Here is a 25364-nt window from a genome sequence, read left to right on the forward strand (position 1 = left end):
GGCACCTGATCAAAATGTCGAAAAACAACCCCATGCACAGTAGCTAACTCATTGTGCTACCTGCGAGATTTATCCGGCATTTTAAGCCAAAGGCCGATCCGGGGCGGCCCTGTGCGGACTTGGCCGGGAGCAGCTTCAGATCAACTCGCCGCCGCGCGCCAGCATCCCGGTCAGCATCGCCTCGGCCTTGCGCTGCAGCGGCTGGGCGCCGCTTTCGGACGCGATCGCGATCGTCCCGCGCAAGGACGCGAGGATGGCCGCCCTGTTGTCCTCGGAGGTCACGGGCGTCACGACGGCTTCGCCGAACAGGGCCTCGGCCTCGAGGCCCGAAAACCCCTGCTGGCGCGCGGTGTTGCGCGCCTCGCGCAGCATGTTCTGCGCCGCCTGGACGTCGCCGAGGCGGCAGGTCGCGAGCGCAAGATAGATCGAGCTGCGCAGCACCGCCGAGGTATAGCCGACCGCCTTGGCCTCCTCGCGCGCCTCGGTCAGCATGCTGCGCGCCCGGTCGAACAGCCCCTGCTCGAGATAGGCCATGCCGAGGTGGCAGGCGAGCACCGGCACGAACAGCCGGATGCCGTGCTTCTGCGCCAGGACGAAACCGTCTTCGAGAATGGCGGCAGCCGCCGCCGGGTCGCCCCGGCCGAGCATGAGCCAGCCGCCGCTATAGGCGGCGGCGACGCGATCGTACGGGCGTGCGGTCTCCTCGGCGATCGCGGCCGCCTGTTGCTGGAGCTGCTCGGCGGCGGCGAGCTGCCCCATGACGGTATGGGTGAAGCTCTTCATCATGCAGCAGAGGAGGAGTGTGTATTTCGGGGGCGTGGCGAAAGGCGCAGCCTCTTCCATTCCCATGAGATGAACACGGGCCCGCGCGAATGTCTGCTCCGCCTCGCGATAACGCCCCGCGAGAAAATACGCTTGGCCAAGATTGTATAGTGCAAGGTTGCGCCACCCCGGATTAGCTGTCTCCTCGGCAAGACCGACAACCTCCTCACCGAGCGCAACGGCCTCGGTGGGTGTTCCGTAGAAGTTTTGCCCGCCGGCCATGACGGTCATGGCGGCAACCTTCCTGCCAACGTCGTCGATCTCGCTGGCCCTGCACTCGGCTTCCTTTCCCAGATCGACCCATTCGGCGATCCGACCGGACCAGATAAACGCCATGCGCGCTTCCATGCGGAGATCGATGGCATTTGTCTCTCGCGGACGCGTCAGCGGAGTCTTGTCCAGCGAACTCATCGCCGTCTGGAAATAATCGACTGCATCGGCATATGCGGAGCGCAAGAGACACTTTTGTGCGGCGCTTCTCCCGTAGCTGAACGCCTTCGGCCAGTCTTTGGCACGCACCGAGTGATAACAGAGTGCGTCGGGATCATCTCTCAATGTTTCGTCGCTTTCGAAAGCAGCGAGAATGCGCGCATGGACGCTCTCCCGCACCTTTGCGACCATCGATTCATAGGTTACTTGGCGAACCATTTCATGCCGAAACTCAAGCGAGTACTCGAGGTCGCTATCGATCCGGACGAGAAGCTCAGCGCGGTCGAGCGCCGCGAGGCAATCCTCGAATGCATTTCCAGGTAACTCCGAAACCTTCTGTACGACCGCTTCTTTCGACCGCGGCCCCAACGCGGCGGCCACCTGCAAGACGAGGCGCTCCTGTCTCGACACACGATCCAGCCGCGCCGCAATCACGCCTTGGATGCTCGCGGGGATACCCAGTTCTTCGATGGGACGAACGAGAGCCAGGTCTCCCCACTGGCCGCGCAGCGTACCGTTATCTTTCAGGCCCCGGCAGACCTCCTCGAGGAATAGTGGGACATTGGCCGTGTGAGAAATGATCCGATTCTTCAAGTCGGCGTTTGTCGCGGATGCGCCAAGCATATCCGCCAGCATCGCCAAACCCGAATCATCGTCCAATGGGCGCATCGCGATCACCTCAGAGTGACAACGCGCGATCCATTCCGGCATTCCGTTCGCACGACTCGTGAGAAACACGAAGAGATTGGGCGCCTGGAGCGACGCAATGGCAGCAATAACGTTGTCGCTGGCTCGATCGACCCAGTGCAGGTCCTCGATGAGAAGAACGGCAGTCTTGCGTCGCGCCACGCTTTCCACGATCGCGCAGCTTGCCTCGGAGATCGCACGACCGCGCGCGTATGGCTCCAATTCGCTCCAACGCGGATCGGAAATGGGTAAGTCCAACACCGCATCGATTGCAAGCCGATGAACCGTCGACAAATCCGCTCGGGGATCTCCTAGGCGATCCGGGTCTTTTGCGACGGCCTCCAAGGTAGAAAGCACCAGGCGTTTCAGCGTACTGAACGGCGCCCCCTGAAGATTAGGGCTGCATTCGGCGTCCAGTAGCAACCAGCCATTGGTCCGAAGGTCCTGCACGAATTCGTGTGCAAGCCGCGATTTTCCGATGCCGGCATCACCCATCAGCAGGACAGTCTGCCGGGTAGCGGCAACCCTTTCCGCGGCACGCCACAGCAGAGCCCGCTCAGTTGTGCGATCAACAAACCGGGACATGCTGCGCGCACGCCGCACCCGCCAGCTCGAAAGATCGCTCGCTCCAACAATGCGATACACAGACAGAGCTTCGCTGAAGCCACGCAAGCTCTTGCGGCCGAGAAAGTCAAAGCGAACGTGCCCGTCTGCTAGCTTTTGGCAGGCTTCGGACACATAGATCTGGTTTGCCTCTGCCGCCGACTCCAGCCGCGCGGCGAGATGCTGAGCTGCGCCACCAATCTCGTAGACCTTGGAAAACTCGCTGGAGACCATGTAGGCCACCACATGACCCGAGTGGAGGCCGACCCGGACTTGAAGTCCGGGATCGCCAAGGCTGCCTACACGCCGGACCAACTCGATCGCCGCGTGGCAGGCCAAGGGTGCGTGGTTGTCGTCCGCGATCGGGGCGCCAAAGACCGCCGCCAATCCGTCCCCCAACTCCTTGCTAACAATACCGCCAAACTGACGTACCGCGGCCCTCATTGCCGCCAGCGCCGGCTCAAGGCGCGAAACGGCCGCCTCCGGTTCTAATTCGGCAACAAGACCCGTGGAGTCGACGACGTCGGCTCGCAGGATCGTCACAAAACGACGTTCGCTATCCGGATCGGCCTGCTTACGCACTGCGGCTCCGCACTTGGAGCACCAGCTATCGTCCGGATCAATCGCCGACTGACATGCGAAGCAATGCATTCCTGCGCCTCAAAGGTCGCGGCCCTTCTGTCGACCAGAATCCACCGGCAACTTCCGACAACAATACCTATCAAGAACCGCTTAGCAATCGGACTCGCTCCTCCTTCCGCGGGCACGGTGCAGTTGGCAATCTGGACGAAACACAGTCCTGAGTGGTAGCGTGGGTCATCCCAACAAAGATGGGGCACATTTTCGACGGCGTGGTCGGCCAGATAGATCAGCGTCGCCGGAGTTGTATGTATTTTGGCATAGCCAAGGAAATATTGAGGATAAAGGCGATGGGCTCGAGAACTTACACCGGCGCGTCATTCAAAGATTTGATGAACGACAATTATTTCCCCCTGGAAAACATGCAGAGAAGCGTGGACGTCCTGAAGGCGTCGCCGGACATTTATCTGCCGACCGTGGAGTATGGCCAGTACCATCTGATCCTGACGCCTGCCGACAGATGGCCGGACGGGAGCGCAGCCTATTGGCACAAGGAGAAGGGCCGGGCTCGCGTCGATCTCAGCACCCAGCCGAACTGTACGCCGCTTTCCAACGACGAGCCCGGCGTCATTCCGCTAACCCGCTGCGATCTGCTCGATGCCAGCGTCCGGAAGTGCTTCAATTCCGAGCCGCCGATCCCGATGAAGACCAATATCATCACCCATGCGGCCAGCGACGCCTACGCGAACAGGCACGAGATCCGGCTGAAATGGGAATATGCCAACGGCGATGACAAGGCGCCGACGCTGCTCTATCTGACGATGGTCTGCCCCTACAGGGATTGAACGCTCGTCAGCCAGGAAAGGAAAGGTCCGTTGCCGCCGCCTGCGCAATCAGCCGCGAATCCGCTGCTCGACGGACCGATCCTGCCTACACTGCTCTCGCTGGCCTGGCCGAATGCCATCGCGTTCTCGGCCGGGACGCTGGTCGCAATCGCCGAAACCTCCTACATCGGCCGGCTCGGCGTGGAGGCGCTGGCCGCCATGGCGCTGGTGTTTCCTTGCGTCATGTTGGCCATGAGCATGTCCGGCGCGGCCAATCGGCGGCGGAGTGTCATCGGCGATCGCCCGTGCGCTCGGTGCGGGTGACCGCGACCGTGCTGAGAGCCTCGCCACCCACGCGCTTCTGATCGCCGTCTTTCGGCCTGGTCTTCATGCTCGGCATGCTGGCCGGAGGCCCGCGGCTGCTGGAATTGCTGGGCGGTCGCGGCAACGTGCTGGCCCAGGCCATCGCTTACAGCCATATCTATTTCGGCGGTGCGGTGCTGATCTGGCTCGTGAACATCTTGGCGAGCATCCTGCGCGGCACCGGCCACATGAAATTGCCGTCGCTGATGATCGTCAATTCGGCCATCTGTCAGATTATCCTCGGTCGCACGCTTGGCCTCGGCCTGGGGCTGCTCAACCTCACCATGGTCTGCCCTTACACGACCAAATCGCGGAAGGCGGATGCCTCGGCCGAGGCGCGGCAGGAGCACTCCGAGACATAAGCTGCGTCTTCGCGACGTCACGTTCTGATGGGCGCGGGCCGATGCTTTGTCGGCCCGCGCTTTTGTTGTGTGGTGCCTATTGCCTGCCGAAAAACCGGTGCAATTCGTTCGCGGTCTGCTGCGGAAGCTCCTCGGGGAAGAAGTGCCCTCCGTCGAGCGGCTTGCCTCGCACGTCGTCGGCCCAGGCCCGCCATACGCCTAAGGGGCCTCCCTCGCTCGCATACCAGGAATTCAACGGGCCGCGGCCGCTCCAAAGCACCATGACGGGGCAATTAATCCGCCGGCCGGAATTGCGATCCGCCAGATCGTGCTCGTGATCGATGGTCGCCGCCGCGCGATATTCCTCGCAGATCGCATGAACATGCGCCTCATCGCGCAACGCCTCGACATAGGCTGTGCGGACGGCCGGGCTGAAACTGTCTGCCGTCGATCCCCAGCCATGGAGCGCATTGTCGACGACGGCATCGGGCGCTGCGGACAGGAGTCGTTCCGGCAGAGGTTCAGGCTGCGCGAGCAATGACCAGGGCCAATAGCCGACCGCCAGCTTCTTGTCGGCGCGCTCCCAGGCATCGGCGATCGGAACGACGTCGAGGACGGCGGGACGCTCGACGCGTTCGCCATGGTCGAGCGCCAACCGATAGGCCACACGGCCACCGCGATCATGGCCCGCAACCGAGAAGCGGTCGAAGCCAAGCCGCGTCATGACGGACGCCATGTCCTTGGCCATTGCACGTTTCGAATATGGCGCGTGATCCGAACTGGAGGGCGGACAGGTGCTGCGCCCATATCCGCGAAGATCGGCGCAGACCACGGTGAAGTCCTGCGCGAGCAACGGCGCAACGTCCCGCCACATCAGGTGGGTCTGGGGAAATCCGTGCAGCAGGAGAAGCGCCGGACCCGAGCCGGCCCGGCGTATGAAAATCCGCGCTTCCTCCGCCTGCACATCGGCGGCCTCGAAATACTCGAAGTTCATGGGAGCGGCCCTTCCGAACGATGACAGCCGGAAAGCGAACGCCGGACGAATCCGGCAACAATGATGACACGAGGATCGATATTACGTTCCCTCGCTCATGCCATGCTGCTCGGACGACGCACGCCGACGCGGCATCGACGCCGGTGGACCGCTGGCCTCTCATGCTCCGTGCAAAATCGGGTGCGGCGCTGCGGCGTATGACCCAAACAAAAATGGCCCGCGTCAAGCGGGCCATTTTCGTATCGGAACCGGTCATTCCGAATTTGGTTGCGGGGATAGGATTTGAACCTATGACCTTCAGGTTATGAGCCTGACGAGCTACCGGGCTGCTCCACCCCGCGTTAAACACTTGCTTTGCCTTCGGTTAAATCCTGGGGACGATCGGTTGAGGCCGGCGCTGTTCGCGTGGCTTGTCTCGTCCGTCCCAAAGGCTTCCTTGGAAGGCAACCCCGGGGCAAAAGCCCGTCGGGTGCGGGGCGTATGTATCAAGGCGGGCTGGCTTTGGAAAGGGCTGCGGGAACGTTTTTTTCGACTTTATGACAGGGCAAGCGACCGATTTCCGCTGTATTCCCCACGCTCTTGCCAGAAGTTCCACAAAGAGCCAGCTTGCGGCAACAAGATGAGGGCCGAACGCGCCCTCGAGGGAGGAACGCCGTGGACAAATCCCTGACGAGCGCCCCGGCCGGAGCGCTGGAGGAGGCCTTCCACGCCATGGTCGCGCGGTCGCGGGATGAGCCGGCACCCGGGCTTGCCGAGCGGCTCGACCGGCTGGCGCGGCTGCGCAGCCTGGTCGCCGACAATGAGGAGCGGTTCCGGCAGGCGATCTCGGCCGATTTCGGCCACCGCTCGGCCGTCGAGACCACCATCGCCGAGACCATGCTGCTGTTCTCCGAGATCCGGCATGCCACAAAGCACCTGAAGAGCTGGATGGCGCCGCAGCGGGTCGCGACCGCGCTGCAATTCCTCCCCGCCCGCAACCGGCTGATGCCGCAGCCGCTCGGCGTCGTCGGCATCATCGCGCCGTGGAATTATCCGCTGCAGCTCACGCTCGCGCCCGCGATCGGCGCGCTTGCCGCCGGCAACCGCGTCCTCATCAAACCGAGCGAGCTGACGCCGCATTTCGCAGCCCTGCTGAAGGAGACGATCGCCACGAGGTTCGATGCGACCGAGTTGCTCGTCACCGGCATCGAGGGCGGGATCGCGGAGGCCTTTGCGCGCCTGCCGTTCGATCACCTCGTGTTCACCGGCTCGACCCGGGTCGGGCGGCTGGTCGCGGAGGCCGCGGGGCGCAACTTGACGCCTGTTACGCTCGAGCTCGGCGGCAAGTCGCCTGCGATCATCGACGCCTCGGCCGACCTCGATGAAGCGGCCGAGCGCATCGCCTACGGCAAGCTGCTCAATGCCGGACAGACCTGCATCGCACCGGACTATGTGCTGGTGCCGGAGCCATCCTTGCAGGCTTTTGCCGAGAAGGTGCGCGCGCAGATGCGGCGGATGTTCGGCACCGATCCCTCCAACAAGGACTACACTTCGATCATCTCGGACCGGCATTATGCGCGGCTCGAAGGCCTGGTCGCGGATGCGGCGCAGCGCGGTGCCAAGATCCTGCAGCCGGCAAGGGCCGACGATCCGAACTGGAAGGCACACCGCAAATTCCCGCCGACGCTGATCGTCAATGCAAGCGAAGCGATGGCGGCGATGCAGGAGGAGATTTTTGGCCCGGTGCTCCCCGTTTTGGCCTATCGCGATCCGGCCGATGCCATCGCCTTCGTCAACCGTCGCGACCGGCCGCTCGCGCTGTACTGGTTCGGCAAGGACGGTGCCGCGCGCGACGAGGTGCTGACGCGCACCGTCTCCGGCGGCGTCACCATCAACGACTGCCTGTTTCACTTCACGCAAATCAACCAGCCGATGGGCGGCGTCGGCGCATCCGGCACCGGCGCGTATCACGGCGAGTGGGGCTTCCGCACCTTCAGCAAGCTGAAGCCGGTGTTCTATCGCTCCAAGTTCAACCGCCTCGCCGACCTCTATCCGCCCTATGGCGGCAAGATCGCGCGGCTGGAGAAGCTGATGCGGTTCATGTCGTAGGGCGCGACGCAAATGGTGTCGTTCCGGGGCGCCTCGAAGAGGCAAGCTTTGGTGCGCAATTGCGCACCTGAGAATCCATCTGACAATCACAATGCGGCCAAATGGATTCCGGGTTCGATGCTCCGCATCGCCCGGAATGACGACAATGGGGGGAAACAACATTGACCGATACATTCGATTTCGTCGTCGTGGGCGCGGGCTCGGGCGGCTCAACCGTGGCGGGGCGGCTGTCGGAGGATGCGGGGACATCCGTCGCGCTGCTCGATGCCGGCGGACGCAACGATAGCTGGCGGATCACCACGCCATTCGGGCTGGCCCTGCCCTACAAGACGGCCAACTGGGCTTTCGATACCGTGCCGCAGAAGGGATTGAACGGCCGTATCGGCTATCAACCGCGCGGCAAGGGCCTCGGCGGCTCCTCGGCGATCAACGCCATGGTCTATATCCGCGGTCACAAATGGGACTACGACCACTGGGCCTCGCTTGGCAATGAAGGCTGGTCGTATGCGGACGTGCTGCCCTATTTCAAGCGCTCGGAGAACAATGCCGATTTCGACGGCGAATATCACGGCAAGGGCGGCCCGCTGCATGTCAACCGGCTGCGCACGGACAATCCAATCCATGACGTGTTTCATCAGGCCGCGCGCGAGGCGCAGTTTCGCATTCGCGAGGACTTCAATGGCGAGGACCATGAAGGGCTGGGCAGTTACCAGGCGACGCAACACAATGGCGAACGCTGGAGCGCGGCGCGCGCTTATCTCGATCCCCATATGGGCAAGCGCGCGAATCTGCGTGTCGAGACCGGCGCGCACGCCACGAAGATCCTGTTCGAAGGCAGCCGCGCAGTCGGCATCGAATATATGCAGGGCAAGCAGACAAAGCAGCTGCGCGCCCGCCGCGAGGTGATCCTCGCCTCCGGCGCCTTCCAGTCACCGCAATTGCTGATGCTCTCGGGTATCGGCGATGGCGACGCGCTCCGTACGCACGGCATTGGCGTCATGCATCATCTGCCGGGCGTCGGGCGCAATCTGCAGGACCATCCGGATTTCGTGTTCGTCTATGCCTCCGACTATCCGCACTTCGTCCACGCCTCGCTCGGCCGGTTGCCGTCCCTGCTTCGCGCCATCCAGCAATACCGCCGCGAACGGCGCGGCCTGATGACCACCAATTTCGCCGAGTGCGGCGGCTTTCTGAAGACCCGGCCTGACCTCGACGTACCCGACATCCAGTTGCACTTCGTCATCGCGATGCTGGACGACCACGGCCGCAAGAAGCACAAGGAGGCGGGTTTCTCATGCCATGTCTGCCTGCTCAGGCCCAAGAGCCGCGGCAGCGTATGGCTGAAAAGCGCCGATCCGCTCGCGGCTCCCATGATCGACCCGAATTTCCTCGGCGAGGCAGAGGATCTCGAGGCGATGGTCGCAGGCTTCAAGACCACGCGGCGGCTGATGGAGACGCCGGCGCTGCGCGCGTTGCAGAAGAAGGACATGTTCACGTCCGGCGTGCGAACCGACGACGACATCCGCGCCATCCTGCGCGAGCGCGTCGACACCGTCTATCATCCCGTCGGCACCTGCAGGATGGGGACGGACGCGATGGCGGTGGTCGATCCGGCGCTGAAGGTGCACGGCGTCGAGCGATTGCGCATCGTCGACGCCTCGATCATGCCGACGCTGATCGGCGGCAACACCAATGCGCCGACCATCATGATCGGGGAGAAGGCGGCGGATATGATCCGGGGAGAGATGCGGGCGAGTTGAGCGATGGTGCCGCCTTGTGAAGTGCGAAGCTCCCACCTCGTCAACCGCTGTCGTCCCCGCGAACGCGGGGATCCATAACCACAGGGAAAAGTTGCGGCGCGAGGTGGTCACTCCGAAGTCCTCGCCAAACTACTCTCTGTGGCCATGGGTCCTGGATCTGCGCGCGCTTGAGGCGCGCTTGTCCGGGACGACAGCGGAGTGAAAATCGCCTGTTCGGAGGACGGAGAAAATCAATTCAACAAGAACCCGCCGTCCACGGTCACCACACTCCCCGTCATGTAACGCGACGCCTGTGATGCCAGCAGCAGGATGGCGCCGTCGAGGTCGGACTCGGCGCCGACGCGGCGCTGGGGGATGCGCTTGGCGAGACGCTCGCCTGCCGGCGTCGACCAGAAGGCGTGGTTCATCTCGGTGTCGATATAGCCGGGTGCGAGCGCATTGATGCGGATGTTCTGGCCCGCGAGCTCCAGCGCCATCGCCTTCGTCGCCTGGATGATTCCGGCCTTGGAAATCGCGTAGGGCGACACCGCCTTCAACACGCCGGTCCCGAGCACCGAGGCGATGTTGACGATGTTGCCTTGCTGCTTGCGCGCGATCATGCGCCGCGCGATTTCGGTCGCCAGGAAATAAGCGCCCTTCAGATTGGCGCCGATCACGGCGTCCCAATCGGCCTCGGTCTGCTCGGTCGCGAGCTTCTCGATCGCGATGCCGGCATTGTTGATCAGCACCGTGACCGGACCGAGCGCCGCTTCCGCGGCATCCACGGCCCCGGCGATCGAGGCGGTGTCGGTAACGTCGAGCGCGACCGCCGCGGCGCGGCCGCCTTTGCCGCGGATTTCCTCTTCCAGGCTCTTCAGCTTGTCCGTCTGCCGCGCCGCGAGCACCACGGCCGCGCCATGTGCCGCCAGAACGCGGGCGAATTGCCGGCCGAGCCCCTGGCTCGCGCCAGTGACGAGGATGGTTTCTTGACTGACGTCGAATAGGCCTGACATGACGATTTCCTCGAACGATTCCCGCGCGTAGCCCCGGATTTTGGAGCCATCAATACAGACGATTTTATCGATCTGAAACCGGAATGATCGGACTTGCGTTCACTTGCTCCGTCAAGGCAGGGTTGTGCTCATGAACAGTTTCGATCTCGCCGTCTATGCCGCCCTCGCCATCGCGGTCGGCTTCGGCTTCAGGACCGGCCTGCTGCGCAGCGCCATGACCATCCTCGCCTATCTCCTCGCCGCGCCGATTGCGGTCGCGCTGATGCCGCTGATTGCGCCGCAGATTGCAGGCAACCCGAATTCACCGCTGCTGCAGAACTGGATCTGGTTCTTCGGCATCTTCGTCGTGGTCGGCATGCTGTTCGGGCATATCGGCCACATCACGCTGAACGATACCATCGGCGAGGCCGGCATCGGCGACCGGCTCGGCGGCGCCGCGCTCGGCGCCATCAGGGTCGGCCTCGTCGCCACCACGCTGGTGCTGGTGTTCGACCAGATCGTGCCGGCCAATCGCCAGCCGCCGTTTCTCGCCGGCTCCCATCTGCGGCCGCTGTTCTCCATGGCGGGGCAGATGGGCTTCAAGTCGCTGCCGCCGGAAGCGGCCTCCGCGATCGACCGCCTCAAGCAGGAGCGGCGGATCTAGAACGCATTTGCATCGCTGGCCCCCGGCGCATGCATTTTGGTGCGAGCCCGTCCCTTATCAGCGGCGCGGCGATTGGCTAGAGTGCCGCCATCCAAAACCTGCCTGACATTTACGGGAGTGAAACAGTGGATCTTGGGATCAAAGGTCGCCGCGCCATCGTCTGCGCATCCAGCAAGGGCCTCGGCCGCGCCTGCGCCATTTCGCTGGCGGAAGCCGGCGTCGACGTCACGCTGACCGCGCGCGGCGCCGAAGCTTTGAAGAAGACCGCGGACGAGATCCGGAAAGCCTATCCTGACGTGAAGGTCACCGAGATCGTCGGCGACATCACGACGCCGGCGGGCCGCGAAGCCGTGCTGAAGGCATGCCCGGAGCCCGACATCCTGATCAACAATGCCGGCGGCCCGCCGCCGGGCGATTTCCGCAACTGGACCCGCGACGACTGGATCAAGGCGATCGACGCCAACATGCTGACCCCGATCGAGCTGATCAAGGCGACCGTGGACGGCATGATGGCGCGCAAGTTCGGCCGCATCGTCAACATCACCTCGGCCGCGGTGAAGGCGCCGATCGACATCCTCGGCCTCTCCAACGGTGCGCGCGCCGGCCTCACCGGCTTCATCGCCGGCCTGTCGCGCAAGACCGTGATCAACAACGTCACCATCAATGGCCTGTTGCCCGGCCCGTTCGAGACCGATCGCCTCACCAGCACCGCGAAGGGCGAAGCCGAAAAGCGCGGCGTCACACCGCAGCAGATCCTGGCCGAGCGCGCCAAGCTCAACCCCGCCGGCCGCTTCGGCCAGCCCGACGAGTTCGGCTATGCCTGCGCGTTCCTGTGCGGCGCCAAGGCCGGCTTCATCACCGGGCAGAACATCCTGCTGGACGGCGGCGCGTTCCCGGGGACGCTGTGAGGCGTCGCGCCTGAAACGGCGCGATCCACGAAAGATCGTCATGCCCGGGCTTGTCCCGGGCATCCACTTTCTTTGCGCTGCGTAGGAAGATGTCGATGGCCGGGTCAAGCCCGGCCATGACGATGTGGGGGCGTCGGGTGCCCCTCAACGCTGTTTGGTCGGCTCATCCTCGTCCTGCTGACTCGGCCCGGACGAATCCGCCGTCGTGCGCTCGTCGGTCCAGTCGATGCCGAATGCGTCGAGCCCGTCGGCGAGCAGATCGCCCAGCATGGGCTCGCCGAGCAGATAGTGCACCGTTTCGCGGCGCGGGCTGCGATACTCGGTTCGCGCCTCCGCCGCGCGTGCGCGCAAATCGCCCCATTCATCGATCGTGCCGTCGCCCCGACCGAGCCAGGTCAGCGCGACGAGATCGACCTGCTCGTCCTCGTTCAAGGCGATCATGAAGCTTCCGAGCTCTTGGACGACAGGATCGGAGCCGTCGTCCTCGAGGACATCGAGCGCATCGTCATCGCTCGGGTTCGAGCCGGAATCCGGATCGGAATCGCCCTCCTTGACGTCGAATTCGCGCGCCTTCTCGATGATGAAGGCGACCTTATCAGCGGAAATCGCAAGCTCTGGCATGGCTCCTCCTCCGGTTCCGGCGATAACGCCGCAGCGCGTCAGATGATCCATTGCGCATCATGGCGGAAACGGCGCATGTTTCGCCACCAACGCGAGGAACATGGGAAACGCCGGATGCAATGGAAGGTCGGTCGGGTCAAAATCACGAAAGTGGTGGAGTTGGAGACGGTCGGCTCGACCCGCTTCATCCTGCCGCTGGCGGACCATGCAGAGATTCAGAAATTGCCCTGGCTGATCCCGCATTTCGCCACCGAAGAGGGCCGGCTGAAAATGTCGATCCATTCGCTGGTTCTGGAGACGCCTTCGCGCCGCATCGTGGTCGACACCGGCCTCGGCAACGACAAGCAAGGCCGCAATGTTCCGACCTGGAACAACCGCACCACGCCGTTCCTGGCGACGATGATGGCCGCGGGCTTTGCACCCGACAGCATCGACACGGTGCTGTGCACGCATCTTCATGTCGATCATGTCGGCTGGAATACGAAGCTGGTCGACGGCAAATGGGTGCCGACCTTTGCGAACGCGCGCTATGTCTTCGGCAAGACCGAATACGAGCACTGGCACGACCACTCCACCGAGCCGGACAAGCGGGCCGTGTTTGAGGATTCCGTGCAGCCGATCGTCGCTGCCGGCAGGGCCGATCTGATCCCGAGCGACCACCGGCTTTGCGAGGAGATCAGCATGATCCCGACGCCGGGCCACAGCCCCGGCCATATGAGCATTCTCATCCAGTCCGACGGCGAGCAAGGCCTGCTCACGGGGGACGTCGCCCATCACCCCTGCCAGATGGCGCATCTCGACTGGTCCTCGACCGCGGATTCCGACCAGGCGCAATCGGCCACGACACGGCGCGAATTGTTCGGCCGCTTCGCCGACACCCCGACGCTGGTGATCGGCGGGCATTTCTCGGCCGGGCACATCAAGCGGGACGGCGACGCGTTCAGGTTCGTGGCGCTGGATTAGGCCTCGTGCCCCGGATGCTGCGCAGCACGAAGTGATGCGCTGCTAAGCAGGGGCCATGCTCGGGGCATTCTGGGTCCCGGCTCTGCGCCGCACCGCTTCGCGCTGCGTCGCGTCCGGGACACGAGACCGCCCTTGCCCACCGAATTGGGGGGCTGCAATGCGCCCCCTTTTCGGCGGTTGAATTTCGCGCCGCCCTGTTCCATGAAGCTATTAACCGATCGGTCCAATCTCCAGGGAGAAACGAGAATGAAGCTTGTTCGTTACGGCGAGAAGGGTGCGGAAAAGCCCGGCCTGATCGACAAATCCGGCCAGTTGCGCGACCTGTCGGCGCATCTGAAGGACCTCACGGGCGAGGCCTATTCGCCGGAGAGCCTGAAGAAGCTGGCAGGCCTCGATCCTGCCTCGCTGCCCGCGGTTTCCGGAAAGCCGCGGTTCGGCGCCCCCGTCACCGGCATCTCGAAATTCGTCGCGATCGGCCTCAACTATTCCGACCACGCCAAGGAGACCGGCGCCGACATCCCGAGCGAGCCGATCATCTTCATGAAGGCCAACACCTCGCTGTCCGGCCCGAACGACGCTGTCGAGAAGCCGCGCGGCTCGACCAAGCTCGACTGGGAAGTCGAGATCGCCGCGATCATCGGCACCCGTGCGAAATACGTCTCGGAAGCCGACGCGCTGAACCATGTCGCCGGCTACTGCGTCTGCAACGACGTCTCCGAGCGCGCCTTCCAGATCGAGCGCCTGGGACAGTGGACCAAGGGCAAGTCGCATGACACGTTCGGTCCGCTCGGACCCTGGCTCGCGACCAAGGACGAGATCAAGGACGTGCAGAACCTGTCGATGTGGCTCGACGTCAATGGCCAGCGCCGCCAGACCGGCTCGACCAAGACCATGATCTTCTCCATGGCCAAGTGCATTTCCTACGTCTCGCAGTTCATGACACTGCTGCCCGGCGACGTCATCACCACGGGCACCCCGCCCGGCGTCGGTCTCGGCATGAAGCCGCCGACCTTCCTCAATGTCGGCGACGTCATCACGCTCGGCATCGAGGGCCTCGGCGAGCAGAGGCAGGAGATCGTGGCGGCGTAAGCTGCGCCTACACGCTCCGTCGTCATGCCCGGGCTCGACCCGGGCATCCACGTCTCACAGTCTTGCCACGCGGCGACGCGTGGATGGCCGGGTCGAGCCCGGCCATGACGGAGGAGACACCGTTCGTACAAGATCGATTGCAGGGATTGGTCCATCATGAAACTCTCCTTCTCCCCCGCCTCGCCCTTCGCCCGCAAGGTGCGCATCGCGGCGATCGAGCTCGGGCTGATCGACAAGATCGAATTCACGCCTGCGGCCGTCGCGCCGGGCACGGCCAACGAGGACTATTCGAAGATCACGCCGCTGAAGAAGCTGCCGGTGCTGATCACCAATGACGGTGACGTCATTTTGGACTCCTATGTCATCGTCGAATATCTCAACGAGATGGCCGGCGGCAGCCTGATCCCGGACTACGGCCCGCGACGCTGGAAGGCCAAGACCAATCACTCCCTGATCAACGGCATGCTCGATTCCATGCTGCTGTGCCGCTACGAGAAGATGGTGCGGCCGCAGGGCCTGCAATGGCAGGCCTGGTCGGACGACCATTGGAACAGGGCCTGGACCGGCATGGCGCGCTTCGAGAACATGCCTGAGGTGCTGAACGGCCCGTTCGACATCTCGCAGATCGGCCTCGTCTGCGTGCTCGGCTATGCCGACTTCCGCTTCGCCGATTGCGGCTGGCGCAAGGCCTATCCGAAACTCGACGCCTTCCACCAGAAGATGCTGGAGCGGCCCTCCGTGAAGATCTCGGTGCCGCCGGCCGCATAATTACTGGAGTTCTCATGAGCCTGAAGTTCTCGGTCGGCGATCTCACCATCCATCGCATCATCGAGCAGGAAACCTCGTTCGTCCCGGCACTGGAGATGCTGCCGGGACTGACGCCGGACGTGCTGGCCGAGAACCGGGCGTGGATGCGCGAGGCGAAGGCGCTGGACGAGCAGGACGTGCTGCTGCTGTGCTTCCAGTCTTACGTGGTCAAGACGCCGCATCACACCATTCTGGTCGACAGCTGCATCGGCAACGACAAGCCGCGGCCCAATCGCCCCAAATGGAACATGAAGACTGACGACACGTATTTGCGTGCTCTGGATGCCGCCGGCTTCTCGGTCGATGACATCGACTTCGTGATGTGCACGCATCTGCATGTCGATCACGTCGGCTGGAATACGCGGCTCGAGGACGGCCGCTGGGTCCCAACGTTCCCGAAGGCGCGCTACGTCTTTTCCCGGCAGGAATTCGAGCATTGGTCCGCTCAGAACGCGAAGACGGAGATTCCGCCCTTCGCCGACAGCGTGCTGCCGGTGGTCGAGGCGAAACGTCACGAACTCGTCGGCAACGATCATGAGATCGGCGACCATGTCCGCATCCTGCCGACACCCGGCCACACGCCCGGCCATATCGCCATCACCATGGGCCGCCGCAAGGACGACGCCGTGTTCTCCGGCGACCTCATGCACTCGCCGCTGCAGACGCTCTATCCGGAGCTGTCGATCAAGTTCGACGTCGATCCCGCGGCCGCCGCGAAGACGCGACGGAGCTTCCTGGAACGCTATTGCGACACGGATACGCTGTGCTGCACGGCGCATTTCCCCTCGCCGTCGGTCGGGAAGATCCGGCGCAAGGGCAACGCGTTCGTGTGCGCGGCAGTGTAGCGACGATGCAGTAGGGTGGGTTAGCCGAAGGCGTAACCCACCACTTCTGCCTCCTCGGAAACGGAAGAGGTGGGTTACGCTACGCTAACCCACCCTACGATAATGCCCGTGTGGAGAAACCTATGACGGCACTCCCCGACATCCCCCTGCCCGCCGGCATCCGCTCGCGTTATGTCGACGGCATCAACGGCCTGCGCATGCATGTGCTGGAGGCCGGCTTCGAGACCAAGGGGCGGCGCTGTATCCTTTTGCTGCACGGCTTTCCGGAGCTGGCGTTCTCCTGGCGCAAGGTGATGCCGGCACTGTCCGCAGCCGGTTATCACGTGATCGCGCCGGACCAGCGCGGCTATGGCCGCACCACGGGATGGAGCGCGGACTACGACGGCGATCTCACGCCGTTCTCGCTCCTCAACCTCGTGCGCGACGCGCTCGCTTTGGTGTCGGCATTCGGCTACAGGCAGGTCGACGTCGTCGGGCATGATTTCGGCAGTCCGGTTGCGGCCTGGTGCGCGCTGATCAGGCCCGACGTGTTTCGTTCGGTGACGTTGATGAGCGCGCCGTTCGGCGGAGCGCCGCCCCTGCCTTTCAATACGGTCGATGCACCGGACAGGCCTGCGATCGAAGACCCCGTGCATCGCGAGCTTGCCGCGCTGCCGCGTCCGCGCAAGCACTACCAATGGTACTACGCGACACGCGCGGCCAACGCCGACATGCAGCACGCGCCGCAGGGCGTGCATGATTTCCTGCGCGCCTATTATCATCACAAGAGCGCCGACTGGGCCGGCAACAAGCCGTATCCGCTGACATCGTGGTCGGCGAACGAGCTGGCGAAGCTGCCGACCTATTACGTGATGGACGCCGGCGAGACCATGGCCGAGACGGTGGCGAAGGAGATGCCTTCGCCGGCCGCGATCGCCGCCAACCAATGGCTGCCCGACAGCGATCTCGCTTTTTACAGCGCCGAATATGGCCGCACCGGATTCCAGGGCGGCTTGCAATGGTATCGCTACGGCACGTCGGGCACGCTGAACAGCGAGATGCAACTGTTCTCCGGTCGCAGCATCGACGTGCCCTCCTGCTTCATCTCGGGCCAGCAGGATTGGGGCACTTATCAGCGCCCCGGCGTGTTCGAGGCCATGCAGGGGCGCGGCTGCACGAAGATGCTCAGTTGCCATCTCGTCGACGGCGCGGGCCATTGGGTGCAGCAGGAGCAATCGGCCGAGGTTAGCCGGCTGCTGCTGGCGTTTCTCGCCAAAGCCGATACGGCTTGATTTGACCCGGGAACAACGGCCGCCTATATAGTTTAGAATAATTCTAAACTGTACGACAGGGCTGCCGTGAAGACTTTTGCCGAACTGACCGAACGCGAGGTGCTGGCGGTCGCGATTTCCTCCGAGGAGGAAGACAGCCGCATCTACATGGCCTTCGCCGAGGATCTGAAGGAACGCTATCCGGACTCGGCCAAGCTGTTCGAGCAAATGGCCGAGGAAGAGCGCGGCCATCGCCACATGCTCCTGGAATTGTACGAGCAGCGCTTCGGCCAGCATCTGCCGCCGATCCGTCGCGAGGACGTCAAGGGCTTTCTGCGCCGCCGTCCGATCTGGCTGACCAAGAACCTGCCGCTCGACACCATCCGCCGGGAAGTCGAGACCATGGAGCTCGAGGCCGAGCGCTTCTATGCGAAGGCCGCCGAGCAGGCCGAGGACGTCAACGTGCGCCGGCTGCTGGGCGACCTCGCCGAAGCCGAGAAGGGCCATGAGCACACCGCCGCCAGATTGACCGACGAGATCCTGAAACCGGACGTACGCGCCGAGGAGGATCGCACACGGCGGCGGATGTTCGTGCTGCAATATGTACAGCCGGGCCTCGCCGGCCTGATGGATGGTTCGGTCTCGACACTGGCACCGCTGTTCGCGGCAGCCTTCGCCACCCATCAGAACTGGCAGACGTTCCTGGTCGGCCTTGCGGCCTCGATCGGCGCCGGCATCAGCATGGGCTTTGCGGAAGCACTGTCAGACGACGGCTCGCTGACCGGGCGCGGCTCGCCCTGGCTGCGCGGCGTCACCTGCGGTGCGATGACGACGCTCGGCGGCCTCGGCCACACCGCGCCCTATCTCGTGCCCGACAGTTGGGCCAACGCATTCTGGATCGCAACGGCGATGGCCTGCGTCGTGGTGTTCTTCGAATTGTGGGCGATCGCCTTCATCCGCTCTCGCTACATGGACACGCCGTTCCTTCAGGCCGTGTTCCAGATCGTGCTCGGCGGCGCCATCGTGCTGGCGGTGGGGATATTGATCGGAGCGGCGTAGGCCGCCTCGCATTCCGGTGTCAGCGCCCGCGAAGGCGGGCGATCACACCAACTCTGTCGTTGGATCTGCGCGATGACCAGCAGCCGGCATGGCAATCGCGATCAAACAACCGTTGCAGCGTTCGGCCAAACTGCGCATCATCCTCCGACAATAAGAACAGGAGACGCGCCATGGCCAAATCGGACTGGAGTTTCAAGAGCGCGGTCGAGCTGTCGGCCGCATTGAACGCGAAGAAGGTCTCCGCAAGCGAGCTCACGCGGGATGCGATCGACCGCATCGAGCGTCACGACGGCAAGGTCAACGCGATCTGCGTGCGGGATTTCGAGCGCGCGCTCGGCGCTGCGCGCAAGGCGGATGCCGCCTTGGGCCGCGGCGAGCGCAAGCCGCTGCTCGGCCTGCCCGTGACGGTGAAGGAGTCGTTCAACGTCGCAGGCCTGCCGACGACCTGGGGCTGGACCCCGCAGAAGGATTTCAGGCCGGCTGAGGATGCACTTTCGATCAGCCGGGTGAAGAACGCCGGCGGCGTCATTCTCGGCAAGACCAACGTTCCCGTGGGGTTGGGGGATTGGCAGAGCTACAACGACATCTACGGCACGACGAACAATCCTTTCGATCTCGGCCGCACGCCGGGCGGCTCATCGGGCGGCTCGTCGGCAGCACTTGCGGCCGGCTACGGTCCGCTCTCGCTCGGCTCCGACATCGGCGGTTCGCTGCGCGTGCCGGCGTTCCATTGCGGCGTCTATGCGCACAAGCCGACCTACAATCTCTGTCCGACGCGCGGCCATACGCCACCGCCGTTTCCGGCGATCCCGATGGGCCGCGACATGGCGGTGATCGGACCGATGGCCCGGAGCGCAGCCGATCTGACGCTGCTGCTGGACGTGATGGCCGGCCCCGATCCGCTCGACCTCGGTATCGGATACAAGCTCGCGCTGCCGGAGGCGCGCCATGCCGGGCTGAAAGATTTCCGCCTGCTGGTGATCGACAGCCATCCATTGCTGCCGGCCAATGCCGAGATCCGCGGCGCGATCGAGAAGCTGGCAGGGCAACTGGCGAACGCCGGCGCGAAAGTCGCACGCGAAAGCCCGCTGTTTCCAGACTTCCGCGAGGCCTCGCGCCTCTACATGCGCATGCTGATGAGCTTTCTGGGCGCGTTCTTTCCGCCTGATATTCTCGCCGGCGCACGTGCCGGCGCGGCGCAGCTCTCACCCGAGGATACGAGCCTTGCGGCCGAGCGGCTGCGCGGCATGACCAGCACTCATCAGGCCTGGGTGTTCGACGAGGGCGCGCGCGCCGGCTTGCGCGCGCAATGGCGGCAATTGTTCAGGACATTCGATGCGGTAATCTGCCCGATCATGCCGACCCCCGCTTATCCGCATGATCATTCGCCGGAGCAGGAGAAGCGGCGGATCAACATCGACGGCAAGGATCATGTCTACCCGGACCAGCTTGCCTGGCCCGGCATCGCCACGCTGACGGGACTGCCGGCCACGGCCGTTCCGCTCGGTCTGTCGAAGGACGGCCTGCCGGTCGGCGTGCAGATCATCGGCCCCTTCCTCGAAGACCGCACGCCGCTCAAGCTGGCCGAGTTGATCGAGCGCGAGTTCGGCGGATTCGTGCCGCCGCCTTTGTTCAACGACTAGCGCTCGTCCCACGAATCATTGCAAGCGCAGCGAAGCAATCCAGACTGCATTCCCGGAAACATTCCTGGATTGCTTCGTCGCCAGGGCTCCTCGCAATGACGGAGCAAAATAATGTCGAGATTCCGGGTTCGTGCTCCGCGCCCCGGGAATGACAGCGAGGAAGGAACACCCATGAGCCAGGACCTCGAACAGCTCAGCGCCCTCAATCGCGACTATGTCGCCTCGGTGCAGAACTGCGACGTCAAGCGCTTCGACGAGATCCTGGCGCCGGAGTTCTATTGCTCCAATCCCGACAAGACGCTGGTCGACCGCGCCGCCTTCCTGGAGCAGACCGCGCGACCGATCGCGATTCGCGATCTGCACGCGCATGACGTCATCATCCGCATCATGGGCGACTTCGCCATCATCCACGCCGCAACGAGCTACACCACGGCGGACGGTCAGCAGGCGACGGGAAGATACACCGATTGTTGGGCGAAGAAGAACGGCAAATGGCTCGCGGTGTCGGCGCACGTGTCTCGGTGAGACCTCTTTGCCTCGCGCCGCAACGCGGCCGGAGGCTAATGCGAGTTCCCCCTAAACATTTGCTAACCAAATAATCCCTTCGCGAGCCTTCGGTCGGTTGCACAACCGAGATTTATACAACCCGCAATGAATGCGCGTATAGGTAGACGAGATGTGACACCCCAACGTCTTGTTTTGCCATGGATCGAAGCTCTGAAAACCTCTGTGTTCCAGAGGGCCGCAAGAACCAACCGCGTTCTGAATACCGAAATCCATCTCCTCCTGATTGCGCGGACCCCACCTGTGGTCCTCGATGGTCACTCACAGATCCTGCACAGAGTGATGGCGTAACAAACATCACTATCGGGGCCGGTACGCCGGGCGAGTTCGAGCGCAGCATCCAGCACGAGGAGGTGTTGCGGACGAAGCCGCTGGCAATCGCCCTCATGCTGGTGTGCGGGCTTGCAGGCCTTGCCCTCCGATACCTTCTCCGGGAATACGCCAACAGCGACGCCTTTCAGTTCCTGATCCCGTGGTACACATTTGCCCGGGATCACGGCCTTGGCGCGCTGGCCGAGCCTTTCACCAACTACACCCCGTTTTACACCTACCTCCTGCTGATCGCGGCGCCTTTTGATTGGCTCGGCCAGCCACTTTCGCTGGTGAAGACGATCTCGGCAATCTTCGAGCTCGGTTGCGCGATCGTTGTCGCACAGATCGTCTGGCGCACGACAAAACTACCATTGCGCGCGTCCCTGGCCTTCTGCGCGGTCTGGCTTGCACCGACGGTGATCTTCAATGGCGCCATGTGGGGACAGGCTGATTCGATCTGGACCTTCTTTACGCTGGTTTCCGTGGCGCTGTTCATGCGGGACCGAAATGGCATCCTGCCATTCGCGGTGGCCTTTTCGGTGAAAGCCCAGAGCGCTTTCCTGGGCCCCTTCGTACTGGGCATGATTCTGCGTCGCAGGATGCGCTTGGCATGGCTCGCCGCTGTTCCCGGGGTCTATGTAATCCTCGCCCTTCCGGTTATCGTCGCGGGCAGATCCTTGGTCTCGGTGCTCGGCGTTTACATAGACCAGGCCAACACCTTTCACCGGCTCTTCATAAGTGCAGCGAACATCTGGATCTTCGCTGCGGGCATGCCCTACGCCATCGGAGTTGCCGCCGGCCTCGTTCTCGCTTCGGCAGGCGGGCTAGCCCTTTCGATCTTCATCGCGCAGTCCAGGCGGACGGGACCGGAGTTTATCCTGCTCGTCGCAAGCGTATCGCTCATGCTCATGCCCTACCTTCTGCCGAAGATGCACGAGCGCTACTTCTACGCCTTCGAGCTTGCGTCCATCGGTCTGGCCTGCATCAATCTGCGCTATCTGCCGTTCGCAGTGATTGCCCAGGTCGATGGCGTGTTGTCCTATCTCGCTTTTGACCGTGGGATCGTCATGAGTCTGCTGCCGGCGGCGCTCTGCAACACCGTTCTCGTGTGCTACCTCGTGCTCGATCTCCGTCACGGCGAACGGGGATCTCGCTTTCCGAGACTGGCCTGGCTCGGCTTCATCGCGTCGACTGCGGGACTGTTCTCCTATTTGCTGTTCGCGGGTGCCGGAATGAACGTATCCCCTGCCTATGTGCTCGCCTCGGGGCTTGCCGCACTCATGACGCTGCGGCTCCTCAAGGAGTCGCATCGCGGCTCGGCCCACGATCCGGCCCCGTCGCATCGAGCTTGATTTTCGGAGCGATGCGCCCGTCTCGGGCAGAACCGTACGGATATCCCGCTTCCTCGAGCAGAATGCCCCCGTAGGCGCCTGATCGGGCGGCGCCGGCATCAGCCGTGCCAGCTGTCGGACACGATCACGCGACGCAGCGCCTCTCCGGCCTTCATGCCGGCAAAACGCCTTCCGTCTTCGTTGCAGTCGTTCCGGTGGCTGCCGTAAAGCAATCGCTAACCAAACAATCTTTTCCCGGGCAATGTAAAACCTGCACATCCGACATTTATGCAGCTGGCAATTGTTCGCCCCTAGAAATTGCAGGTTACGGCTCAGGGCACCGCCCAATCCAGCACGAGTGATTGCGTGACAAAGGACACAATCGAGATAGGCGCGGTCGGTCAGCCCTGTCCTCGCGTCAATCCGGTCGAGACCGTGCCCGAGAGATGGCGCATTCCGATTGCCGTAGCCGTCGGGTGCGCGCTGATAGGCATCGCGCTGCGTTACCTCGCGCGGGAACACGCGACCGCCGACGCCGCTGAGTACATCACCTGGTATATCTTTGCGCGAGATCACGGCGTTGGCGGGCTCGCCGAGGCTTTCACCAACTACACGCCGTTCTACAGCTACCTCCTGCTGATCGCCACGAAGTTCGACTGGCTGGGCCAGCCGCTCTCGCTCGTGAAGGCGATGTCGGCGGTATTCGAGCTTGGCTGCGCGGTCGTCGTAGCCGAGATGGTCTGGCGATTGACAAAGCTGCCGTTGCGCGCGTCTCTCGCCTTCTGCGCGGTATGGCTTGCGCCGACGGTGCTTTTCAACGGCGCGATGTGGGCGCAGGCCGATTCGATCTGGACCTTCTTCGCGCTGGTCTCCGTGTCGATGTTCATGCGGGACCGAAATGGCGTTCTGCCATTCGCAGTCGGCTGCTCGGTGAAAGCCCAAGCCGTATTCCTGGGGCCGTTCGTGCTGGGCATGGTTCTGCGCCGCAAGCTCCACCTGGCGTGGCTCGCGGCTATTCCGGGAGTCTATGCGATCCTCGCCATTCCGGTCCTCGTCGCCGGCAGGTCCCTGGTCTCCGTGCTCGGGATCTATCTCGGCCAGGCCAACACATTTCATCACCTGACCATGAATGCCGCGAACCTCTGGGTATTCGCCGGAGCAATGCCGTACGCGGTCGGCGTGGCCGCAGGCCTGGTGCTCGCCGCAGTGGGCGGGCTTGCCCTGTCGATCTTCATCGCACAGTCCAAGCGGACGGGGCCGGAATTTATTCTGCTCGTCGCATGCGCATCGCTCATTCTGATGCCGTACCTGCTCCCGAAGATGCACGAGCGCTACTTCTACGGGTTCGAGCTTGCGTCCATCGCACTGGCCTGCCTCAATCTGCGCTATCTGCCGTTCGCCGTGATCGCCCAAGTCGACGGCGTGCTGTCCTATCTCGCGTTCGAGAGCGGGATCGTCATGGGTCTGTTGCCGGCGGCGCTCTGCAACACCTTTCTGGTGTTCTACCTCGTGCTGGATCTCCGCAGCGGCGAACGTGGATTTCGTTTTCCGAGACCGGCCTGGCTCGGCTTCATCGGGGCGACGGCGGGATTGTTCGCCTATCTGCTATTCACAGGCCCAGGCTTGAACATATCCCCCGTCTATATGGTCGCCGCGGGGCTTGCCGCGCTCATGACGCTGCTGCTCCTCAAGGAGTCGCGCTCCGCCTCGGCCGATGGTCCGGCCTAGCTGTCGAACACGATCACGCTGCGCAGCGTCTTGCCGGCCTTCATGTTGGCAAAGCCCTCGTTGATCTCGGAGAGCTTCAGCTTGGCCGAGATCCAGTCCTCGAGATGCAGCCGGCCGCGCAGATAGAAATCCACCAGGCGCGGCATGTCGACGCGAAAATGGTTCGAGCCCATCGACGAGCCCTGGATCCTGCGCTCGCGCAGGAAGTCGAAGCCGTGGAGCTCGATCTTCTGCCCGAAGGGGATCATGCCGACGATGGTGGCGGTACCGCCGGAGGCCAGCATGCCGAAGGCCTGCTCGGCGGTCTCCTTGCGGCCGAGCACCTCGAAGGAATGATGCACGCCGCCATTGGTGAGGTCGCGCACCTGCTTCACGACGTCGCCATCGGCGGGGTTGATGATGTCGGTGGCGCCCAGCTTGGTCGCGAGCTGGAGCTTTGCCGGGTTGGTGTCGATGGCGATGATGCGGCCGGCGCCAGCGATCTGCGCGCCGTTGATCGCGGCCATGCCGACGCCGCCGCAACCGATCACGGCGACAGTCTCGCCGGCCGTCACCTTCGCCGTGTTCACCACCGCGCCGTAGCCGGTGATGACGCCGCAGCCGATCAGCGCGGCGAGATCGAGCGGCATTTCTTTCCGGATTTTGACGATGGCGTTCTCGTGCACCAGCATCTGCTCGGCAAAGGACGACAGGTTGAGGAACTGGTGCAGCTTGTCGGGCTTCGACCATTGCATCCGGTTGGAGGCACCGGGCAGCATCTTCACCGTGGTGTCGGTGCAGAGCACGGTGCGGCCGGTGGTGCAATTGTCGCAGGTGCCGCAGAACACCGACAAACAGGTGACGACGTGGTCGCCAGGCTTGACGTAGGTGACGTCGGAGCCGACCTGCTCGACGATGCCAGCGGATTCGTGGCCGAGCACCGCGGGCAGCGGATGCGGATAAAGGCCTTCCATGAAGTGGAGGTCGGAATGGCAGAGGCCGGCGACCGCCGTGCGGATCAGGACCTCGCGCGGGCCCGGCTTCGGCAGGCTGACATCCTCGATGACGAGCGGCTGATTGACTTCATAGAGGACGGCGGCCTTCATCGAGCACTCCCTATCGCTTCTTTTGGTTTGAGCG

General features: G+C 63.5%; 20 protein-coding genes, 1 tRNA gene and 1 pseudogene. 16 read left to right on the forward strand and 6 right to left on the reverse strand.

The genetic code is table 11. The annotated features are described in order from the left end of the window. Nucleotides 1–135: 135 nt before the first annotated feature. Nucleotides 136–3192, reverse strand: coding sequence for an AAA family ATPase (locus ML401_RS31925; protein ID WP_285808027.1), 3057 nt, complete (start codon nt 3190–3192; stop codon nt 136–138). Nucleotides 3193–3470: 278 nt separating this feature from the next. Here ML401_RS31925 and ML401_RS31930 point away from each other — a divergent pair, with 278 nt between their 5' ends. After that, entirely contained in the window at nt 3471–3965 is a 495-nt protein-coding gene (locus tag ML401_RS31930; protein ID WP_211415797.1) for a hypothetical protein, read from the forward strand. Nucleotides 3966–3995: 30 nt separating this feature from the next. Next, nucleotides 3996–4576 (forward strand): annotated as a pseudogene (locus ML401_RS31935) (MATE family efflux transporter); the annotation flags it as partial. Between the two features lie 169 nt (nt 4577–4745). Here the strand turns inward: ML401_RS31935 and ML401_RS31940 are convergent. Together ML401_RS31940 and ML401_RS31945 are read right to left on the reverse strand one after the other, a co-directional pair. Continuing rightward, complete coding sequence (locus tag ML401_RS31940; RefSeq protein ID WP_285808028.1) at nt 4746–5642, reverse strand: alpha/beta fold hydrolase; 897 nt, start codon at nt 5640–5642, stop codon at nt 4746–4748. Nucleotides 5643–5906: 264 nt separating this feature from the next. Beyond that, nucleotides 5907–5983: transfer RNA gene (locus ML401_RS31945), tRNA-Met, on the reverse strand. A 370-nt stretch (nt 5984–6353) separates the two neighbouring features. Here ML401_RS31945 and ML401_RS31950 point away from each other — a divergent pair. Then, nucleotides 6354–7730, forward strand: coding sequence for a coniferyl aldehyde dehydrogenase (locus ML401_RS31950; RefSeq protein WP_376717398.1), 1377 nt, complete (start codon nt 6354–6356; stop codon nt 7728–7730). A gap of 161 nt (nt 7731–7891) precedes the next feature. Then, entirely contained in the window at nt 7892–9490 is a 1599-nt protein-coding gene (locus tag ML401_RS31955) for a GMC family oxidoreductase (protein ID WP_285808030.1), read from the forward strand. A 230-nt stretch (nt 9491–9720) separates the two neighbouring features. On the opposite strand, the gene ML401_RS31960 is transcribed toward ML401_RS31955, so the two are convergent. Then, nucleotides 9721–10482, reverse strand: coding sequence for an SDR family oxidoreductase (locus tag ML401_RS31960; RefSeq protein WP_285808032.1), 762 nt, complete (start codon nt 10480–10482; stop codon nt 9721–9723). 130 nt (nt 10483–10612) lie between these two features. Here ML401_RS31960 and ML401_RS31965 point away from each other — a divergent pair, with 130 nt between their 5' ends. Both ML401_RS31965 and ML401_RS31970 read left to right on the forward strand, forming a co-directional pair. After that, the gene (locus ML401_RS31965; protein WP_194404557.1) at nt 10613–11125 is read left to right on the forward strand and encodes a CvpA family protein; all 513 of its coding nucleotides are present in this window, start codon (nt 10613–10615) and stop codon (nt 11123–11125) included. A 125-nt stretch (nt 11126–11250) separates the two neighbouring features. After that, nucleotides 11251–12033 (forward strand): SDR family oxidoreductase, encoded by a 783-nt coding sequence (locus ML401_RS31970; RefSeq protein ID WP_212067817.1) that lies wholly within the window; start codon nt 11251–11253, stop codon nt 12031–12033. A 144-nt stretch (nt 12034–12177) separates the two neighbouring features. On the opposite strand, the gene ML401_RS31975 is transcribed toward ML401_RS31970, so the two are convergent. Continuing rightward, nucleotides 12178–12654: a DUF3775 domain-containing protein gene (locus ML401_RS31975; RefSeq protein ID WP_194404559.1), complete on the reverse strand. Its 477-nt coding sequence runs from the start codon at nt 12652–12654 to the stop codon at nt 12178–12180. A 114-nt stretch (nt 12655–12768) separates the two neighbouring features. On the opposite strand from ML401_RS31975, the gene ML401_RS31980 reads away from it, so the two are divergent. The 10 genes from ML401_RS31980 (at nt 12769) to ML401_RS32025 (ending at nt 24245) form a co-directional block, all read left to right on the forward strand. Then, nucleotides 12769–13617 carry an MBL fold metallo-hydrolase gene (locus ML401_RS31980; RefSeq protein ID WP_285808035.1) on the forward strand — a complete coding sequence of 283 codons (849 nt, stop codon included), beginning with the start codon at nt 12769–12771 and terminating at the stop codon, nt 13615–13617. A 246-nt stretch (nt 13618–13863) separates the two neighbouring features. After that, complete coding sequence (locus ML401_RS31985) at nt 13864–14706, forward strand: fumarylacetoacetate hydrolase family protein (protein WP_194404561.1); 843 nt, start codon at nt 13864–13866, stop codon at nt 14704–14706. A gap of 156 nt (nt 14707–14862) precedes the next feature. Continuing rightward, entirely contained in the window at nt 14863–15474 is a 612-nt protein-coding gene (locus ML401_RS31990) for a glutathione S-transferase family protein (protein ID WP_194404562.1), read from the forward strand. A 14-nt stretch (nt 15475–15488) separates the two neighbouring features. Next, on the forward strand, nt 15489–16358 hold the full coding sequence (locus tag ML401_RS31995; RefSeq protein ID WP_285808038.1) for an MBL fold metallo-hydrolase: 870 nt from the start codon (nt 15489–15491) through the stop codon (nt 16356–16358). Nucleotides 16359–16480: 122 nt separating this feature from the next. Beyond that, nucleotides 16481–17629 carry an alpha/beta fold hydrolase gene (locus tag ML401_RS32000; protein ID WP_285808040.1) on the forward strand — a complete coding sequence of 383 codons (1149 nt, stop codon included), beginning with the start codon at nt 16481–16483 and terminating at the stop codon, nt 17627–17629. A 66-nt stretch (nt 17630–17695) separates the two neighbouring features. Continuing rightward, nucleotides 17696–18667, forward strand: a complete 972-nt coding sequence (gene mbfA, locus ML401_RS32005; RefSeq protein WP_285808042.1) for an iron exporter MbfA — start codon at nt 17696–17698, stop codon at nt 18665–18667. A 170-nt stretch (nt 18668–18837) separates the two neighbouring features. After that, a complete protein-coding gene (locus ML401_RS32010) occupies nt 18838–20310 on the forward strand; it encodes an amidase (RefSeq protein WP_285808044.1) in 1473 nt (490 codons plus the stop codon). 171 nt (nt 20311–20481) lie between these two features. Beyond that, the gene (locus tag ML401_RS32015) at nt 20482–20835 is read left to right on the forward strand and encodes a nuclear transport factor 2 family protein (protein ID WP_285808045.1); all 354 of its coding nucleotides are present in this window, start codon (nt 20482–20484) and stop codon (nt 20833–20835) included. Nucleotides 20836–21227: 392 nt separating this feature from the next. Next, on the forward strand, nt 21228–22538 hold the full coding sequence (locus ML401_RS32020) for a hypothetical protein (RefSeq protein ID WP_376717326.1): 1311 nt from the start codon (nt 21228–21230) through the stop codon (nt 22536–22538). A 414-nt stretch (nt 22539–22952) separates the two neighbouring features. Continuing rightward, entirely contained in the window at nt 22953–24245 is a 1293-nt protein-coding gene (locus ML401_RS32025) for a hypothetical protein (RefSeq protein WP_285808048.1), read from the forward strand. On the opposite strand, the gene ML401_RS32030 is transcribed toward ML401_RS32025, so the two are convergent. After that, nucleotides 24242–25330, reverse strand: coding sequence for a Zn-dependent alcohol dehydrogenase (locus ML401_RS32030; RefSeq protein WP_194404569.1), 1089 nt, complete (start codon nt 25328–25330; stop codon nt 24242–24244). The genes ML401_RS32025 and ML401_RS32030 overlap by 4 nt on opposite strands. Between the last annotated feature and the right edge of the window lie 34 nt (nt 25331–25364).

The sequence above is a fragment of the Bradyrhizobium sp. 62B genome (genome assembly GCF_030272265.2).
Taxonomy (GTDB): Bacteria; Pseudomonadota; Alphaproteobacteria; order Rhizobiales; family Xanthobacteraceae; genus Bradyrhizobium.